The following is a 14,625-nucleotide window of genomic DNA, read 5'->3' on the forward strand; positions in this document are numbered from 1 at the left end:
GAAGGAATGGAAATGGTTATGCCTGGAGACCACATCGACATGGAAGTTGAATTAATCACAGAAATCGCTATGGATGAAGGATTAAGATTCGCTATCAGAGAAGGTGGAAGAACTGTAGGTTCAGGAGTTGTTACTTCAATAATCGAGTAATTTTAACTTTTTAAATAAATTTTTTATTAGTACCGATGAACAACGGGAATTTATGCTTAGTTAAAACTCACTTATATACTTAGCGCAAAAGTTTATAAGCTGAGGTTTAACTAAGAAAAGTTTCTAATATATAGACGTATATATTAGAAAACTCTTTAAAATCTAAAATTAACGCGCAATAGTTTTTAATTTAAAAGAGTGTTCATTAAATAGGCCTTTAAAATAAAAGAGAGGATAATATATCCTCTCTTTTATTTTTTTGTTGATTTTATAGAAAAAATAAATATAATATAATTTAGGAAAAATATTTTTGGTAAGAATAATAATATAAAATTTTTTTAGGAATAAAATTCTTGTTGAAAAATTAAAAAAATAGTATATTATTAATATTAGTGCTTTATTTTTTTGAACGGTTTTGGGGTAAAGATAGTACATAAATGTATATGTTAAAACTTCTAAAAAAATACTTGAAAAAACATAATATACATAGTATAATGAAGAAGTTGTAAAGCGAACAGCGATGAATCAGGAGGTTGCCGGACTTCCGGGTAATTCTTGATGAGCATGTTAGGATCTAGAATCCGACGACAGGGGTTACGTGTGCATGTCTAAAGTGTGAAACACCAGGGACAGTTTACACAATGCTTACTGTTGTGCGTTAGAAGTAAAGCGTACATGAAAAGGAGGGAAACCAAATGTCAAAACAAAAAATAAGAATAAGATTAAAAGCATTTGATCATACAATATTAGATCAATCAGCTGAGAAAATTGTTGAAACTGCTAAGTCTACAGGAGCAAAGGTTGTTGGACCAGTTCCACTACCAACTGAAAAAGACGTTATAACAATCTTAAGAGCTGTACATAAGTACAAAGACTCAAGAGAGCAGTTCGAAGTAAGAACTCATAAGAGATTAATAGACATCGTTAATCCATCACCAAAAACTGTTGATGCATTAATGAGATTAAACTTACCAGCAGGTGTTGATATCGAAATAAAACTTTAATAGTTTATTTAGATTGAATTAAGAGATTGAACTGTTATGATTGCAGAGGCAATCCGCTAATATGTTTAGGAGGTGTAACCACATGAAAAAAGCTATAATAGGTAAAAAAGTTGGAATGACTCAAATATTCGATGAGAATGGTAGAGTAATCCCTGTAACTGTAGTTGAAGCTGGTCCATGTGTTGTAGTTCAAAAGAAAACAGTTGAAACTGATGGATATGACGCAATACAAGTTGGATTCGGTGAATTAAGAGAAAAATTAGTTAACAAACCAAGAAAAGGACATTTCGCTAAAGCAGGTGTTTCTTTAAGAAGAACTTTAAAAGAGTTCAGAATGGAAGATGTTGCTAATTACAATGTTGGAGACGAAATAAAGGTTGACACATTTGAAATTGGAGACAAAGTAGACGTATCAGGAGTTTCTAAAGGTAAGGGATTCCAAGGTACAATCAAAAGATGGAATGCTAGTAGAGGACCAATGTCTCACGGTTCTAAATTCCACAGAGCACCAGGTTCAATGGGAGCTGCTTCAGACCCATCAAGAACTTTCAAAAACAAAAGAATGCCTGGACATATGGGAGCTAAGAACACAACTGTTCTTAACTTAGAAGTTGTTAAGATAATGCCTGAAAAGAACATCATCTTAATCAAGGGTGGAATCCCAGGTCCAAATAAAGGCACAGTAGTTATAAGAAACAGCGTTAAGGCTTAATTTCTGTAGAAAGGAGGAAGCGTAATGCCTAAAGTAGGTTTATTTAATAAAGAAGGACAACAAGTTGGAGATATCCAATTAAATGAGCAAGTATTCGGAGTAGAAGTAAACAAATATGCTTTACACCAAGTAGTAGTAGCTCAATTAGCTAACAAGAGACAAGGTACTCAATCAGCTAAAACAAGATCTGAGGTAAGAGGAGGCGGAATCAAGCCTTGGAGACAAAAAGGAACAGGTAGAGCAAGACAAGGTTCTATCAGAGCGCCTCAATGGATCAAAGGTGGAGTTGTATTTGCACCAAAACCAAGAGATTACAGAATGTCAATACCAAAGAGCATGAGAAAAGTAGCTATGACTTCTGCTTTAACTAGCAAAGTTGCAGATATGGTTGTTTTAGAAGACTTAACTTTCGAAGCTCCAAAAACTAAGGAAGCAGTTAAAATGTTAAATGCTTTCGAAGCTAAGAAGACATTAATAATAACAGCTGAAGTTAATGAAAATGTATATAAATCAGCAAGAAACATAGAAGGTGTAACAGTTATGCCTGTTAACAACATCAATGTTTATGATTTATTAAACTGCAAAACATTAATGATAACTAAAGAAGCTGTAAACAAAATTGAGGAGGTGTACGCATAATGAAGTTAACAAGCCATGATATAATCAGAAAACCAGTTATAACTGAAAAGAGTATGGCAGCTATGGCTGAAAATAAATACACCTTCATAGTTCATATGGCAGCTAACAAAGTACAAATAAAGAGAGCTGTAGAAGAAGTTTTCAACGTAAAAGTTGCTGACGTTAAGACTATGAGATTCGAAGGAAAAACTAAGAGAGTTGGAGTTCACATCGGAAAAAGAGCTGACTTCAAAAAAGCTGTTATAACTTTAGCAGAAGGTAGCAGCATCGAATTCTTCGAAGGAATGCAATAATAAAAAGCAGGTATTGGTTGAAGGCCAGATAAGCTATAAGAAGGAGGGACAATAATGGCACTTAAAAAGTTTAACCCAACTACACCATCAAGAAGACAAATGACTATGCCAACATTTGAAGAAGTTACTACAAATGCACCAGAGAAGTCACTTCTTGTTTCTTTAAAGAAAACTGGTGGTAGAAACGCACAAGGTAAAATAACTGTTAGACACCATGGTGGTGGAGCTAAGAGAAAATATAGAATAATAGATTTCAAAAGAAATAAGGATGGAATCCCAGCAAAAGTTGCTACAGTAGAGTACGATCCAAACAGATCAGCTTACATAGCACTTGTTGTTTATGCTGATGGAGAGAAGAGATACATACTTGCTCCTGTAGGTTTAAAAGTAGGAGATACAGTAGTATCAGGACCAGAGGCTGATATCAAGCCAGGTAACGCTCTTCAATTAAAACACATGCCAGTAGGTACTTTTGTTCATAACATAGAGTTACAAGCTGGAAAAGGTGGCCAAATGGTAAGATCAGCAGGTACTTCAGCTCAGTTAATGGCTAAAGAAGGAAACTATGCTACATTAAGATTACCATCAGGTGAAATGAGATACGTAAGAATCGAATGTAAAGCTACTGTTGGAACAGTATCAAACACAACTCATGAGATTGTAAATATCGGTAAAGCTGGTAGAAAGAGACACATGGGATGGAGACCAACAGTTAGAGGTTCTGTAATGAACCCTTGCGATCACCCTCACGGTGGTGGAGAAGGTAGATCTCCTATCGGTAGACCAAGTCCAGTTACTCCATGGGGTAAACCAGCACTTGGATACAAAACTAGAAAGAACAAAAAATACTCAGATAGATTCATCATTAAGAGAAGAAACGCTAAATAGTTTGGAGAGAATTCAATATTCTCTTCACAGTTTGGCGGCATAATTAAGTTTATGAAGGGAGGAAATTCTAGTGAGTAGATCAATTAAGAAAGGACCTTTCGTGCATGCAGGTCTTTTAAAGAAAATAGAAGAAATGAACCAAAATGGAGATAAGAAAGTTATCAAAACTTGGTCAAGAAGCTCAACTATATTCCCACAAATGATAGGCCATACAATAGCTGTTCATGATGGAAGAAAACATATCCCAGTTTATGTTACAGAAGATATGGTTGGACATAAATTAGGAGAATTCGTTTTAACAAGAACTTTCAAAGGTCATATTAAAAACGAAAAAACATCAAAGAGAAAATAATAGTATCCGGGAAAGGAGGATCTTTAGATGGAAGCTAAAGCTATAGCTAAATATGTAAGAATGTCTCCAACTAAAGTAGGAGTTGTTCTTGATTTAATAAGAGGAAAGAACGTAAACGAAGCTTTCGCAATTTTAAAATATACTCCAAGAGATGCTGCTGAGGTTATAAGCAAAGTTTTAAAATCAGCGGTAGCTAATGCGGAGAACAATCACGAATTAGATGCTAACAGATTATTCGTTGCAGAAGCACATGTAGGTCACGGACCAACATTAAAAAGATTCAGACCAATGGATCATGGTAAAGCATTCAGAATAAACAAGAGAACAAGTAACATAACACTTGTTGTTAAAGAAAGAGCTTAATAAGGTAAGGAGGGAAAAGCATGGGACAAAAAGTACATCCTCACGGACTAAGAGTTGGTGTAATTAAAGATTGGGATGCAAAATGGTATGCTGATAAGAAAAATTTTGCTGATAACTTAATCGAAGACCAACAAATAAGAAAATTCATAAAGAAAGAACTTTTCTCAGCTGGAATTGCTAAGATTGAAATCGAAAGATCAGCTAAAAGAGTTAAGTTAAACATACACACAGCTAAGCCAGGTGTAATCATCGGAAAAGGTGGTTCAGGAATCGAAAGATTAAAAGCTAGCTTAAAAAATATAATAGCTGAGAAAAATGTTTTAATAAACATTGTTGAGGTTAAGAACGCTGAAACTAACGCTCAATTAATGGCTGAAAACATTGCTGCTCAATTAGAAAAGAGAATATCATTCAGAAGAGCTATGAAGCAAACTATCCAAAGAGCAATGAAAGCTGGCACATTAGGTGTTAAAACTGCTTGTTCAGGAAGATTAGGTGGAGCTGAAATAGCAAGAACTGAGCAATACAATGAAGGAACAATCCCACTACAAACAATAAGAGCTGACATCGACTATGGATTTGCTGAAGCTGATACAACTTACGGTAAAATCGGTGTTAAAGTGTGGGTTTACAATGGAGAAGTTCTTCCAACTAAAAAAGTTGAAAAAAAGGAAGAAGCTAACGCATAATAGGATGCACTAAGAAAGGAGGAATATAACATGTTAATGCCTAAAAGAGTTAAACATCGTAAGGTACAACGTGGTAGAATGAAAGGTAAGGCAACTAGAGGAAACTTTCTAGCTTACGGAGATTTCGGAATCCAAGCTACAACTTGTGGATGGATCACTAGTAACCAAATAGAAGCTGCGAGAATAGCTATCAATAGATATATAAGAAGAGGCGGAAAGCTTTGGATAAAAATATTCCCAGACAAACCTGTAACTGAGAAACCAGCTGAAACAAGAATGGGTTCAGGTAAAGGTTCAGTTGAATACTGGGTAGCAGTAGTTAAACCAGGTAGAGTTTTATTCGAGTTATCTGGAGTTGATGAAGAGAAAGCAAGAGAAGCTATGAGACTTGCTTCACACAAACTTCCTGTAAAGACTAAGTTCGTTACAAGAAGAGATTTTGAGGAAATGGGTGGTGAAGAATAATGAAAGCTAGAGAGTTAAAAGAACTAAGAACAAGCAATCCTCAAGATTTAATAAAGAAATTAGGAGACCTTAAAGCTGAGTTATTCAATTTAAGATTCCAATTAGCTACAGGTCAATTAGAAAACCCAATGAGAATCAGAGAAGTAAAAAAATCAATAGCTCAAATCAAAACAATCATAAGAGAAGAAGAGTTAAAGATTGAGCAGTAATCCTGAAAGGAGGTAACCGCTGTGGAAAGAAATTTAAGAAAAAAGAGATTAGGTAGAGTTGTTTCTGATAAAATGGATAAGACTATCGTTGTTGCGGTTGAAACAAAGGTTAGACATCCACTATACGGAAAAACTGTTAACAGAACAACTAAGTTCAAAGCTCATGATGAAAATAATGAGGCTAGATTCGGAGATAGAGTTCTTATAATGGAAACTAGACCATTATCAAAAGATAAGAGATGGAGACTTGTTGAGATAGTAGAGAAAGCAAAATAGTTTTCTAAAGTCTGAAAGGAGGTTAATTTCATGATACAACAACAAACCTTACTAAAGGTTGCTGATAACTCAGGTGCAAAAGAAATAATGTGCATAAGAGTTTTAGGCGGATCTAAAAGAAAATTCGGAAATATCGGAGATGTAATAGTTGCTAGCGTTAAAAGTGCAACACCAGGCGGAGTTGTTAAAAAAGGCGAAGTAGTTAAAGCAGTTATTGTAAGATCAGTAAGAGGACTAAGAAGAGCTGACGGTTCATACATCAAATTTGATGAAAATGCAGCTGTAATAATAAAAGATGATAAGCAACCAAGAGGAACTCGTATCTTTGGACCAGTTGCAAGAGAGCTAAGAGATAATGAGTTCAATAAAATCTTATCATTAGCACCAGAAGTTCTATAATAAACGATTAGGAGGTGGCTAAGATGAAGGTACATGTTAGAAAGAACGACACAGTAGTAGTTATATCAGGTAAAGATAAAGGAAAAACTGGTGAAGTTTTAAGAGTAATTCCTAAGACTGGTAAAGTAGTAGTTAAAGGAGTTAACTTAGTTAAAAAGCATCAAAAACCTAATAGACAAAACATGCAAGGTGGAATAATAGAAATGGAAGCTGCAATAAACAGCTCAAAAGTTATGTTATTCTGTGAAAAATGCAAAAAGGCTACAAGAATAAGCCATAAGTTATTAGAAGACGGTGCAAAAGTAAGAGTATGTAAGAAGTGTGGAGAAACATTCTAAAATTTGAAAGGAGGTACTTTACGTGAATAGACTTCAAGAAAGATATGAAAAAGAAGTAGTTCCAGCTATGATGGAAAAGTTCGGATACAAAAACATAATGCAAGTTCCTAAAATAGAAAAAGTTGTTATAAACATGGGAGTAGGAGAAGCTAAAGACAATCCTAAGGTTCTAGAATCAGCTGTTAGTGATTTACAAATAATCGCTGGACAAAAGCCTGTATTAACAAGAGCTAAAAAGTCAGTTGCTAACTTTAAAATAAGAGAGAACATGGCTTTAGGATGTAAAGTTACTTTAAGAAAGACTAATATGTACGAATTCGTAGATAAATTAGTTTCAATAGCTTTACCAAGAGTAAGAGACTTCAGAGGAGTTTCAGCTAAAGCATTTGATGGAAGAGGAAACTACTCATTAGGAATTAAGGAACAATTAATATTCCCAGAAATCGAGTATGATAAAGTAGATAAAGTAAGAGGAATGGATATAATCTTCGTTACTAGTGCTAACACAGACGAAGAAGCAAGAGAATTATTAAGATTCCTTGGAATGCCATTCGCTCAATAATAAGGAGGGGATACGCATGGCTCGTAAGGCAATGATCGAAAAATGGAAAAAAGAACCTAAATACAAAACTAGAGCGTATACTAGATGTAGATTATGTGGAAGACCACATTCTGTATTAAAGAAATTCGGAATTTGCCGTATCTGCTTCAGAGAATTAGCTTACAAAGGTGAAATTCCTGGATGTAGAAAGGCAAGCTGGTAATATAACTAGTAGAATGAAAGGAGGCACAATATAATGGTTATGACAGATCCTATCGCAGACTTACTAACTCGTGTGAGAAACGCGAACTCAGTAAGACACGAAGTTGTTGAAGTACCTTCTTCAAGTGTTAAGAAGGCTATCGTAAATATATTATTACAAGAAGGTTATCTTAAAGGAGTAGAGGAGTACAACGATGGTGTAGTTCCTATGATGAGATTAACTTTAAAGTACGGAGCAAACAATGAAAGAGTTATAACTGGTTTAAAGAGAATATCAAAACCAGGTTTAAGAGTTTACTGCAAGAAAGATGAAGTTCCTAGAGTATTAAACGGATTAGGTATCGCTTTAATATCAACTTCAAAAGGATTAGTAGTTGACAGAGAAGCTAGAAAATTAGGATTAGGCGGAGAAGTTATCTGCTACGTTTGGTAATTTTTTAGAGTGAGAAAATAACATAGATTTAAATAGATTGAAGCAAAGAGATGATTTAAAAAAATATAAGGACCAAATTCACAGGAGGTGCGCATTATGTCAAGAGTAGGTAAAATGCCTATAGCTATCCCTGCTGGAGTAACTGTTACTGTAACACCAGAGAACGTTGTTACAGTAAAAGGCCCTAAGGGTGAGTTAGTTAAAGCTATGCACAAAGACATTAATATAGCTGTAGAAGATGCTCAAGTAGTTGTTACTAGACCAAGTGACGTTAAAGAACACAGAGCACTTCACGGATTAACTAGAGCTTTACTTAACAACATGGTTGTTGGAGTAAGTCAAGGTTTTTCAAAAACTTTAGAGTTAAACGGAGTTGGATACAGAGCTCAATTACAAGGAAAGAAACTTGTTATGAACTTAGGATATTCACATCCAGTAGAAGTTGAACCAGTTGATGGAGTAGACTTCAAATTAGACGGAACAACTAAAGTTATCGTTGAAGGTATCGATAAAGAAAAAGTTGGAGCAGTTGCTGCTAACATCAGATCATGGAGAAAACCTGAACCATACAAAGGTAAAGGAATTAAGTACTCTGATGAAGTTATAAGAAGAAAAGAAGGTAAAACTGGTAAATAATAAATACTAATATAGAAAGGAGTGAACCTTATGTTCAAAAAGGCAGACAGAAAAGAAGCAAGAGAAAGACGTCACCTAAGAGTTCGTAAGAAGGTATTCGGAACTCCAGAAAGACCAAGATTATCTGTATATAGAAGTGAAAAGAACATATATGCTCAAATAATAGACGACGTTAATGCTGTTACTTTAGTAGCTGCTTCAAGCTTAGATAAAGCTATCGAAGTTAAAGGAAGCAACAAAGAAGCTGCTAAATTAGTTGGAGAATTAGTTGCTAAAAGAGCTATAGAAAAAGGAATAAATGATGTAGTATTCGACAGAGGTGGATACGTATATCACGGAAGAGTTGAGGCTTTAGCTAGCGGAGCAAGAGAAGCCGGATTAAAATTCTAATCTACAAGGAGGGGAAATACATGAGAATCGATCCTAGCACACTAGACCTTAAAGAAAAGGTTGTTAGTATAAGCAGAGTTACTAAGGTTGTTAAGGGTGGTAGAAACTTCAGATTCAGTGCGTTAGTTGTTGTTGGAGACGAGAACGGACACGTTGGTGTTGGAACTGGTAAATCTATCGAAATCCCTGAAGCAATAAGAAAAGGAATAGAAGATGCTAAGAAAAACTTAGTAGAAGTTTCAATAGTTGGAACTACTGTTCCTCATGAAATACACGGAAAATTCGGTACAGGAGATGTACTTATAATGCCAGCTACTGAAGGTACAGGAGTTATAGCTGGAGGTCCTGCAAGATCAGTTCTTGAATTAGCAGGATTAAAGGATGTTAGAGCTAAATCATTAGGTTCAAACAACCCAAGAAACATGGTAAAAGCAACTATCAACGGATTAGCTAACTTAAGAACAGCTGAAGATATAGCTAAATTAAGAGGAAAATCTGTTGAAGAGATAATAGGTTAGGAGGGATAGCGATGCTAAAGGTAACATTAGTTAAAAGCTTAATTGGTAGAAAGAAAGACCATATCGCTACTGCACATGCCCTTGGACTTAGAAAAATAGGTAAAACAGTAGAGCATGAGGGAACTCCTCAAATAAAAGGTATGATAAACAAAATAAGTTATCTACTAAAAGTTGAAGAAGCATAATTAAATAGAGCGTTAGAGGAGGTGTAATAACATATGAAACTTCATGAATTAAGACCAGCAGCTGGTAGTAAATCAGCTCCAAAAAGAGTTGGTAGAGGTACTGGTTCAGGCTTAGGAAGAAATGCCGGAAAAGGTGAAAAAGGTCAAAATGCTAGATCAGGTGGTGGAGTTAGACCTGGATTCGAAGGTGGTCAAATGCCATTATACAGAAGACTTCCTAAAAGAGGATTCACTAACCCATTTACAAAACATTTTGTAACAATCAATGTTGATAGATTAAACATATTCGATAATAGAACAGAAGTTACTCCAGAATTACTATTAGAAAGAAGAGTAGTAAGTAAACTAATGGACGGAGTTAAGATCTTAGGAAATGGAAACATAGAAAAGAGCTTAACTATCGCAGGTTGCAAGTTATCAAAGCAAGCAGCTGAAAAAATAGTTGCAGCTGGAGGAAAAGTTGAGGTGAAATAATCGTGCTATCAACCCTACGTAATGCCTGGAAGGTTCAAGATTTAAGAAAAAAAATAATTTGGACTGTATTCTTAATAGCAATTTTCAGGATGGGAAGTTATATTCCTGTTCCTGGAATTGATACAGATAGTCTAAAAGCTTTAACACAATCAGGAAGCTTAGTAAGCTTCTATGATTTAATTTCTGGTGGTTCTTTTAGTAGATTTAGTATATTCGCTTTAGGTGTTGTACCATACATCAATGCTTCAATCATTATGCAACTTTTAACAGTTGCAATTCCTAAATTAGAACAATTGTCTAAAGAGGGAGATGACGGAAGAAAGAAAATCCAAAAGATAACTAGATATGCTTCAATTGTTATTGGAGCAATCACTGCTTATGGAAGTTATGTGATAATTCACAATGTTGGCGCACTTAAGAGCAATTCTCCAGTTAGTATGTTTTTAATATTACTAACACTAGTAGTTGGATCAACTTTCTTAATGTGGTTAGGTGATCAAATTACAGTTAAAGGAGTAGGAAATGGTACTTCTTTGATAATATTTGCAAATATATTATCAAGCTTACCAATGACTGGTTATCAAATATATAACTTAAGTAAGATAGGTAGAATAAATATTGTTGAAGTAGCATTATTTATTTTCTTTACATTAGCTTTATTAGCAGGTGTAATTTACTTATCACTAGCTGAAAGAAGGATTACTGTACAATATGCAGGTAAGGCCGTAGGTAATAAAATGATGAAGGGACAATCAACTCATATTCCACTAAGTATTATTGGAACAACTGTTATAGCAATAATCTTTGCTATGTCTGTTATGAGTTTCCCAACAACTATAGCTCAATTCTTCCCAGAAGATGGATGGTCACAATGGATTACAGGATCTTCTTACAGTCCTTTCAATGCAAAGACTTGGATGTATCCAGTATTATATGCATTACTGACTATATTCTTTACTTGGTTCTATACTCAAATAACATTTAAGCCAGATGAAATGGCTGAGAATATGCATAAATCATCAGGTTTCATTCCTGGAATAAGACCTGGAAAACCAACAGAGATTTATTTAGAGAAAGTATTAAATAGAATTTCAATGTTTGGTGGATGTTTTGCTGCTATTATAGCAGTAGTTCCTATTTTAGTTGCAAACTATACTCCTTTCCAAGGAATACAGTTTGGAGGAACATCACTGTTAATTCTAGTTTCAGTTTCATTAGAAATAATGAGACAATTAGAATCTCAATTAACAATGAGACATTACCAAGGATTCTTAAAATAGAAATACAAGTTATGGAGATGATGCCCGTGAAGATAGTTTTATTAGGTCCTCCTGGAGCAGGAAAAGGAACACAGGCAAAATCAATTAGTAATAGATATTCAATTCCTCACATATCTACAGGAGATATCTTTAGAAAGAATATTTCAGAGAATACTCCTTTAGGTATTGAGGCTAAATCATACATGGATAATGGACAGTTAGTTCCAGATGAAGTAACTATCAATATGGTAAAAGATAGACTTCAACAAGATGATTGTAAGAACGGATATTTATTAGATGGTTTCCCAAGAACAGTTCATCAAGCAGAAGCTTTAGATAACTTTTTAACTGAAAGAGAAGAGTCAATAGACACAGCTCTTTTAATAGAAGTACCTAAAGAATTTATACTTGAAAGAATGACAGGAAGAAGAGTTTGTCCTTCATGTGGAGCAAGTTATCACATAAAGTTTAATCCACCAGCTAATGATGGAAAATGTGATCTTTGTGGATCAGATGTTATCCAAAGAAAAGATGACACTGAAGAAACAGTTAAGGAAAGACTTGATGTGTATGAAAATCAAACACAACCATTAATTGATTTTTATAAAAACAAAAAGCAACTTTCAGTAGTAGATGGAACACAAGCAATAAACGAGGTCTTTGAGAGTATCTGTAAAATATTAGGGAGCGACAAGTAATGATAATTCTTAAGAATGAGAATGAAATCGACCTAATGAGGAAAGCAGGAAAGATTCTTGGAGAAACACTTAACCTGCTTAAGGAGAAAGTAAGACCTGGTATTACTACTACGGAATTAGATAGAATAGCTGAAGAGTTTATAACTAAGCATGGAGCTACACCATCCTTTAAAGGATTGTATGGTTTCCCAGCTTCATTATGTATATCTGTTAATAATCAAGTAATTCATGGTTTCCCAGGAAGTTATGAATTAAAGGATGGAGACATTGTTTCTATTGATTGTGGAGTTTGTCTAAATGGATTTCACAGTGATGCTGCCAGAACTTTTGGTGTAGGTAATATATCAGAAGAGGCAGAAAAGCTTATTAGAATTACTGAAGAGTCCTTTTTTAAAGGAATAGAGAAGGCATATGTAGACAATAGATTAACGGATATTTCTAATGAGATACAGCAATATGTTGAAGCCAATGGATTTTCTGTTGTTAGAGACTTTGTAGGACATGGAATTGGCCGAAAAGTCCATGAAGATCCTGAAGTTCCTAATTTCGGTAGACCAGGCAGAGGTCCAAAGTTAATGGCAGGAATGGTATTAGCTATTGAACCGATGGTAAACATGGGATCATATAGAGTCAAGACTTTAGATGATGGCTGGACAGTAGTAACAGCAGATGGGAAACTTTCTGCACACTATGAAAACACAGTTGCAATTTTACCTAATGGTCCTGAAATATTAACACTTATAAAATAGTTTTAATATATATTGCTTAGTTATAAATTAACATTTGCCTATAAGGAATTTGTAGTTTATGACTAAGGTAATCTTTGAGGTGGATAAGTTGCAAGAAACTGATTTAATCGGTAGATTAGTTACTTCAAATGCTGGAAGAGATACAGGAAAATCATATATTGTGGTTGGATTGGTAGATGATGATCTACTATTAGCAAATGGAGCAACTAAGACTATTGAAATGCCAAAAAAGAAAAAAATAAAACATGTAGTGCTTACTGAGATATTGGATGATGAGTTAAAATCATGTATAATATCAAAGGATAAGAATACAAATCTTAAAATAAAAAGATTTTTAAAGCTTAATAGCACTAACAAGGAGGTTTGATTACCTTATGTCAAAAAGTGATATAATTGAAATGCAAGGTACAGTTTTAGAAGCTTTACCAAATGCAATGTTTGAAGTTGAATTAGAGAGTGGGCACAAAATATTAGCTCATATCTCAGGAAAGTTAAGAATGAACTTCATAAGAATTTTACCAGGAGATAAGGTTACTGTGGAACTTTCACCATATGATCTTACAAGAGGTAGAATTACATGGAGAGCAAAATAAGGAGGGTTAGCGATGAAAGTAAGACCATCAGTTAAGCCTATTTGCGAAAAGTGCAAAGTTATAAGAAGAAAAGGAAGAGTAATGGTAATCTGTGAAAATCCTAAGCACAAACAAAAACAAGGCTAATAGGTAAATAAAACATAATAAAAAGGTCAATTGGGAGCGAATTCTTATTGACTTTTATTTAAAAGTAAAATATGATTATATAGGCATTTAAATAATAGCAAATAAATTTTAGGTGCGGCTGTGATGGGTAAAACCATCAACCTAAAATTTTAAATATAAATAAACAATAGAGCAATTGAGTTACTTATTTAATGTAAATCAATTTCGTATTTTAATTACCAGGAGGTGTAACATTAATGGCAAGAATAGCAGGTATCGACCTACCAAGAGAAAAAAGAGTTGAAATAGGTCTAACTTATATATATGGTATAGGATTACCTACATCACAAAAAATTCTTGAAGTAACTGGAGTTAATCCTGATACAAGAGTTAAAGATCTTACTGAGGACGAAGTAAACTCAATAAGAAACTACATTAAAGATTTAACAGTTGAAGGTGACTTAAGAAGAGAAGTTGCTTTAAACATAAAGAGATTAGTTGAGATTGGTTCATATAGAGGAATCAGACATAGAAAAGGTCTTCCACTTAGAGGACAAAAAACTAAGACTAATGCTAGAACTAGAAAAGGTCCTAAGAAGACAATAGCTAATAAGAAGAAATAGTTAAGGAGGGAAGACAATGGCAGCTCAAAAAGTTAAAAAAACTAGAAGAAGAAAAGAAAGAAAAAATGTTGAGCATGGTGCAGCACACATCCAATCAACATTCAATAACTCAATAGTTACTTTAACTGATGCAAAAGGAAATGCATTAGCATGGGCAAGTGCTGGTGGCCTTGGATTCAAAGGTTCAAGAAAGAGCACACCATTTGCAGCTCAAATGGCAGCTGAAACAGCAGCTAAAGCAGCTATGGAACACGGATTAAAAAGCGTTGAGGTTTACGTAAAAGGACCAGGTGCTGGAAGAGAAGCAGCTATAAGAAGCTTACAAGCAGCTGGATTAGAAGTTACTTTAATAAAAGATGTAACTCCAATCCCACACAATGGATGTAGACCACCAAAAAGAAGAAGAGTTTAGTAACGTCACG

The 14,625-nt window shown here is 34.4% G+C and carries 30 protein-coding genes; all 30 read left to right on the forward strand.

All coding sequences use genetic code 11. The features are described from left to right. Positions 1-150 (forward strand): EF-Tu C-terminal domain-related protein (locus ACYUCG_RS12105; protein WP_460268739.1); only part of this gene is annotated, 150 nt, incomplete at its 5' end. A gap of 695 nt (positions 151-845) precedes the next feature. Further along, a complete protein-coding gene (gene rpsJ, locus ACYUCG_RS12110) occupies positions 846-1,154 on the forward strand; it encodes a 30S ribosomal protein S10 (protein WP_003479233.1) in 309 nt (102 codons plus the stop codon). An 82-nt stretch (positions 1,155-1,236) separates the two neighbouring features. Then, positions 1,237-1,866 (forward strand): 50S ribosomal protein L3, encoded by a 630-nt coding sequence (rplC, locus tag ACYUCG_RS12115; RefSeq protein ID WP_003476250.1) that lies wholly within the window; start codon positions 1,237-1,239, stop codon positions 1,864-1,866. Positions 1,867-1,890: 24 nt separating this feature from the next. Next, positions 1,891-2,505, forward strand: a complete 615-nt coding sequence (gene rplD / locus ACYUCG_RS12120; RefSeq protein WP_003454270.1) for a 50S ribosomal protein L4 — start codon at positions 1,891-1,893, stop codon at positions 2,503-2,505. Continuing rightward, positions 2,505-2,798: a 50S ribosomal protein L23 gene (gene rplW / locus ACYUCG_RS12125; protein WP_003454311.1), complete on the forward strand. Its 294-nt coding sequence runs from the start codon at positions 2,505-2,507 to the stop codon at positions 2,796-2,798. Before rplD ends, rplW begins: the two co-directional genes overlap by 1 nt. 54 nt (positions 2,799-2,852) lie before the next feature. Next, positions 2,853-3,686 (forward strand): 50S ribosomal protein L2, encoded by an 834-nt coding sequence (gene rplB, locus ACYUCG_RS12130; protein WP_003460473.1) that lies wholly within the window; start codon positions 2,853-2,855, stop codon positions 3,684-3,686. Positions 3,687-3,756: 70 nt separating this feature from the next. Further along, positions 3,757-4,038 (forward strand): 30S ribosomal protein S19, encoded by a 282-nt coding sequence (gene rpsS, locus ACYUCG_RS12135; protein WP_003454422.1) that lies wholly within the window; start codon positions 3,757-3,759, stop codon positions 4,036-4,038. 27 nt (positions 4,039-4,065) lie between these two features. Next, positions 4,066-4,401: a 50S ribosomal protein L22 gene (gene rplV / locus ACYUCG_RS12140; protein WP_003454177.1), complete on the forward strand. Its 336-nt coding sequence runs from the start codon at positions 4,066-4,068 to the stop codon at positions 4,399-4,401. A gap of 20 nt (positions 4,402-4,421) precedes the next feature. Continuing rightward, positions 4,422-5,090: a 30S ribosomal protein S3 gene (gene rpsC / locus ACYUCG_RS12145; RefSeq protein WP_003454406.1), complete on the forward strand. Its 669-nt coding sequence runs from the start codon at positions 4,422-4,424 to the stop codon at positions 5,088-5,090. Positions 5,091-5,120: 30 nt separating this feature from the next. After that, positions 5,121-5,555 (forward strand): 50S ribosomal protein L16, encoded by a 435-nt coding sequence (gene rplP / locus ACYUCG_RS12150; RefSeq protein WP_003454381.1) that lies wholly within the window; start codon positions 5,121-5,123, stop codon positions 5,553-5,555. Further along, positions 5,555-5,764 carry a 50S ribosomal protein L29 gene (gene rpmC / locus ACYUCG_RS12155; protein ID WP_003454396.1) on the forward strand — a complete coding sequence of 70 codons (210 nt, stop codon included), beginning with the start codon at positions 5,555-5,557 and terminating at the stop codon, positions 5,762-5,764. Before rplP ends, rpmC begins: the two co-directional genes overlap by 1 nt. Positions 5,765-5,785: 21 nt before the next feature. Continuing rightward, the gene (gene rpsQ, locus ACYUCG_RS12160) at positions 5,786-6,040 is read left to right on the forward strand and encodes a 30S ribosomal protein S17 (RefSeq protein ID WP_003454312.1); all 255 of its coding nucleotides are present in this window, start codon (positions 5,786-5,788) and stop codon (positions 6,038-6,040) included. Positions 6,041-6,070: 30 nt separating this feature from the next. Next, positions 6,071-6,439 (forward strand): 50S ribosomal protein L14, encoded by a 369-nt coding sequence (gene rplN, locus ACYUCG_RS12165; protein WP_003454425.1) that lies wholly within the window; start codon positions 6,071-6,073, stop codon positions 6,437-6,439. Between the two features lie 23 nt (positions 6,440-6,462). Then, a complete protein-coding gene (gene rplX, locus ACYUCG_RS12170; protein WP_003454257.1) occupies positions 6,463-6,777 on the forward strand; it encodes a 50S ribosomal protein L24 in 315 nt (104 codons plus the stop codon). A 22-nt stretch (positions 6,778-6,799) separates the two neighbouring features. Next, entirely contained in the window at positions 6,800-7,339 is a 540-nt protein-coding gene (gene rplE, locus ACYUCG_RS12175) for a 50S ribosomal protein L5 (RefSeq protein WP_003454431.1), read from the forward strand. A gap of 16 nt (positions 7,340-7,355) precedes the next feature. Then, positions 7,356-7,541 carry a type Z 30S ribosomal protein S14 gene (locus tag ACYUCG_RS12180; RefSeq protein WP_003470274.1) on the forward strand — a complete coding sequence of 62 codons (186 nt, stop codon included), beginning with the start codon at positions 7,356-7,358 and terminating at the stop codon, positions 7,539-7,541. Positions 7,542-7,574: 33 nt separating this feature from the next. After that, positions 7,575-7,973, forward strand: a complete 399-nt coding sequence (gene rpsH / locus ACYUCG_RS12185; protein WP_003454446.1) for a 30S ribosomal protein S8 — start codon at positions 7,575-7,577, stop codon at positions 7,971-7,973. Between the two features lie 96 nt (positions 7,974-8,069). Continuing rightward, on the forward strand, positions 8,070-8,609 hold the full coding sequence (gene rplF, locus ACYUCG_RS12190; RefSeq protein WP_060795071.1) for a 50S ribosomal protein L6: 540 nt from the start codon (positions 8,070-8,072) through the stop codon (positions 8,607-8,609). Positions 8,610-8,639: 30 nt separating this feature from the next. Further along, positions 8,640-8,999 carry a 50S ribosomal protein L18 gene (gene rplR / locus ACYUCG_RS12195; protein WP_003454424.1) on the forward strand — a complete coding sequence of 120 codons (360 nt, stop codon included), beginning with the start codon at positions 8,640-8,642 and terminating at the stop codon, positions 8,997-8,999. A 20-nt stretch (positions 9,000-9,019) separates the two neighbouring features. Further along, complete coding sequence (rpsE, locus tag ACYUCG_RS12200) at positions 9,020-9,517, forward strand: 30S ribosomal protein S5 (RefSeq protein ID WP_003454272.1); 498 nt, start codon at positions 9,020-9,022, stop codon at positions 9,515-9,517. 5 nt (positions 9,518-9,522) lie between these two features. Continuing rightward, positions 9,523-9,702 carry a 50S ribosomal protein L30 gene (gene rpmD, locus ACYUCG_RS12205; RefSeq protein WP_034824315.1) on the forward strand — a complete coding sequence of 60 codons (180 nt, stop codon included), beginning with the start codon at positions 9,523-9,525 and terminating at the stop codon, positions 9,700-9,702. Between the two features lie 33 nt (positions 9,703-9,735). Next, the gene (gene rplO / locus ACYUCG_RS12210; RefSeq protein WP_460268698.1) at positions 9,736-10,176 is read left to right on the forward strand and encodes a 50S ribosomal protein L15; all 441 of its coding nucleotides are present in this window, start codon (positions 9,736-9,738) and stop codon (positions 10,174-10,176) included. 2 nt (positions 10,177-10,178) lie between these two features. Continuing rightward, positions 10,179-11,456 (forward strand): preprotein translocase subunit SecY, encoded by a 1,278-nt coding sequence (gene secY, locus ACYUCG_RS12215; RefSeq protein ID WP_460268699.1) that lies wholly within the window; start codon positions 10,179-10,181, stop codon positions 11,454-11,456. 26 nt (positions 11,457-11,482) lie between these two features. Then, the gene (locus ACYUCG_RS12220; RefSeq protein WP_060795073.1) at positions 11,483-12,133 is read left to right on the forward strand and encodes an adenylate kinase; all 651 of its coding nucleotides are present in this window, start codon (positions 11,483-11,485) and stop codon (positions 12,131-12,133) included. Beyond that, positions 12,133-12,882 carry a type I methionyl aminopeptidase gene (gene map, locus ACYUCG_RS12225; protein WP_003454388.1) on the forward strand — a complete coding sequence of 250 codons (750 nt, stop codon included), beginning with the start codon at positions 12,133-12,135 and terminating at the stop codon, positions 12,880-12,882. Before ACYUCG_RS12220 ends, map begins: the two co-directional genes overlap by 1 nt. 88 nt (positions 12,883-12,970) lie before the next feature. Beyond that, a complete protein-coding gene (locus tag ACYUCG_RS12230; protein ID WP_139934325.1) occupies positions 12,971-13,249 on the forward strand; it encodes a KOW domain-containing RNA-binding protein in 279 nt (92 codons plus the stop codon). Between the two features lie 7 nt (positions 13,250-13,256). Continuing rightward, positions 13,257-13,475, forward strand: coding sequence for a translation initiation factor IF-1 (gene infA, locus ACYUCG_RS12235; RefSeq protein WP_003454491.1), 219 nt, complete (start codon positions 13,257-13,259; stop codon positions 13,473-13,475). Positions 13,476-13,487: 12 nt separating this feature from the next. After that, entirely contained in the window at positions 13,488-13,601 is a 114-nt protein-coding gene (gene rpmJ, locus ACYUCG_RS12240) for a 50S ribosomal protein L36 (RefSeq protein ID WP_039312872.1), read from the forward strand. Between the two features lie 236 nt (positions 13,602-13,837). Further along, a complete protein-coding gene (gene rpsM / locus ACYUCG_RS12245) occupies positions 13,838-14,203 on the forward strand; it encodes a 30S ribosomal protein S13 (RefSeq protein ID WP_060795076.1) in 366 nt (121 codons plus the stop codon). Between the two features lie 16 nt (positions 14,204-14,219). Beyond that, the gene (gene rpsK, locus ACYUCG_RS12250; RefSeq protein ID WP_003454436.1) at positions 14,220-14,615 is read left to right on the forward strand and encodes a 30S ribosomal protein S11; all 396 of its coding nucleotides are present in this window, start codon (positions 14,220-14,222) and stop codon (positions 14,613-14,615) included. Positions 14,616-14,625: the final 10 nt, after the last annotated feature.

The sequence above is a fragment of the Clostridium sp. CTA-17 genome (genome assembly GCF_054767895.1).

Coding starts and splice junctions, on each gene's coding strand:
- rpsJ (WP_003479233.1), top strand. CDS start 846: ATGTCAAAACAAAAAATAAGAATAAGATTAAAAGCATTTGATCATACA.
- rplC (WP_003476250.1), top strand. CDS start 1,237: ATGAAAAAAGCTATAATAGGTAAAAAAGTTGGAATGACTCAAATATTC.
- rplD (WP_003454270.1), top strand. CDS start 1,891: ATGCCTAAAGTAGGTTTATTTAATAAAGAAGGACAACAAGTTGGAGAT.
- rplW (WP_003454311.1), top strand. CDS start 2,505: ATGAAGTTAACAAGCCATGATATAATCAGAAAACCAGTTATAACTGAA.
- rplB (WP_003460473.1), top strand. CDS start 2,853: ATGGCACTTAAAAAGTTTAACCCAACTACACCATCAAGAAGACAAATG.
- rplV (WP_003454177.1), top strand. CDS start 4,066: ATGGAAGCTAAAGCTATAGCTAAATATGTAAGAATGTCTCCAACTAAA.
- rpsC (WP_003454406.1), top strand. CDS start 4,422: ATGGGACAAAAAGTACATCCTCACGGACTAAGAGTTGGTGTAATTAAA.
- rplP (WP_003454381.1), top strand. CDS start 5,121: ATGTTAATGCCTAAAAGAGTTAAACATCGTAAGGTACAACGTGGTAGA.
- rpmC (WP_003454396.1), top strand. CDS start 5,555: ATGAAAGCTAGAGAGTTAAAAGAACTAAGAACAAGCAATCCTCAAGAT.
- rplN (WP_003454425.1), top strand. CDS start 6,071: ATGATACAACAACAAACCTTACTAAAGGTTGCTGATAACTCAGGTGCA.
- rplX (WP_003454257.1), top strand. CDS start 6,463: ATGAAGGTACATGTTAGAAAGAACGACACAGTAGTAGTTATATCAGGT.
- ACYUCG_RS12180 (WP_003470274.1), top strand. CDS start 7,356: ATGGCTCGTAAGGCAATGATCGAAAAATGGAAAAAAGAACCTAAATAC.
- rpsH (WP_003454446.1), top strand. CDS start 7,575: ATGGTTATGACAGATCCTATCGCAGACTTACTAACTCGTGTGAGAAAC.
- rplF (WP_060795071.1), top strand. CDS start 8,070: ATGTCAAGAGTAGGTAAAATGCCTATAGCTATCCCTGCTGGAGTAACT.
- rplR (WP_003454424.1), top strand. CDS start 8,640: ATGTTCAAAAAGGCAGACAGAAAAGAAGCAAGAGAAAGACGTCACCTA.
- rpsE (WP_003454272.1), top strand. CDS start 9,020: ATGAGAATCGATCCTAGCACACTAGACCTTAAAGAAAAGGTTGTTAGT.
- rplO (WP_460268698.1), top strand. CDS start 9,736: ATGAAACTTCATGAATTAAGACCAGCAGCTGGTAGTAAATCAGCTCCA.
- map (WP_003454388.1), top strand. CDS start 12,133: ATGATAATTCTTAAGAATGAGAATGAAATCGACCTAATGAGGAAAGCA.
- infA (WP_003454491.1), top strand. CDS start 13,257: ATGTCAAAAAGTGATATAATTGAAATGCAAGGTACAGTTTTAGAAGCT.
- rpmJ (WP_039312872.1), top strand. CDS start 13,488: ATGAAAGTAAGACCATCAGTTAAGCCTATTTGCGAAAAGTGCAAAGTT.
- rpsM (WP_060795076.1), top strand. CDS start 13,838: ATGGCAAGAATAGCAGGTATCGACCTACCAAGAGAAAAAAGAGTTGAA.
- rpsK (WP_003454436.1), top strand. CDS start 14,220: ATGGCAGCTCAAAAAGTTAAAAAAACTAGAAGAAGAAAAGAAAGAAAA.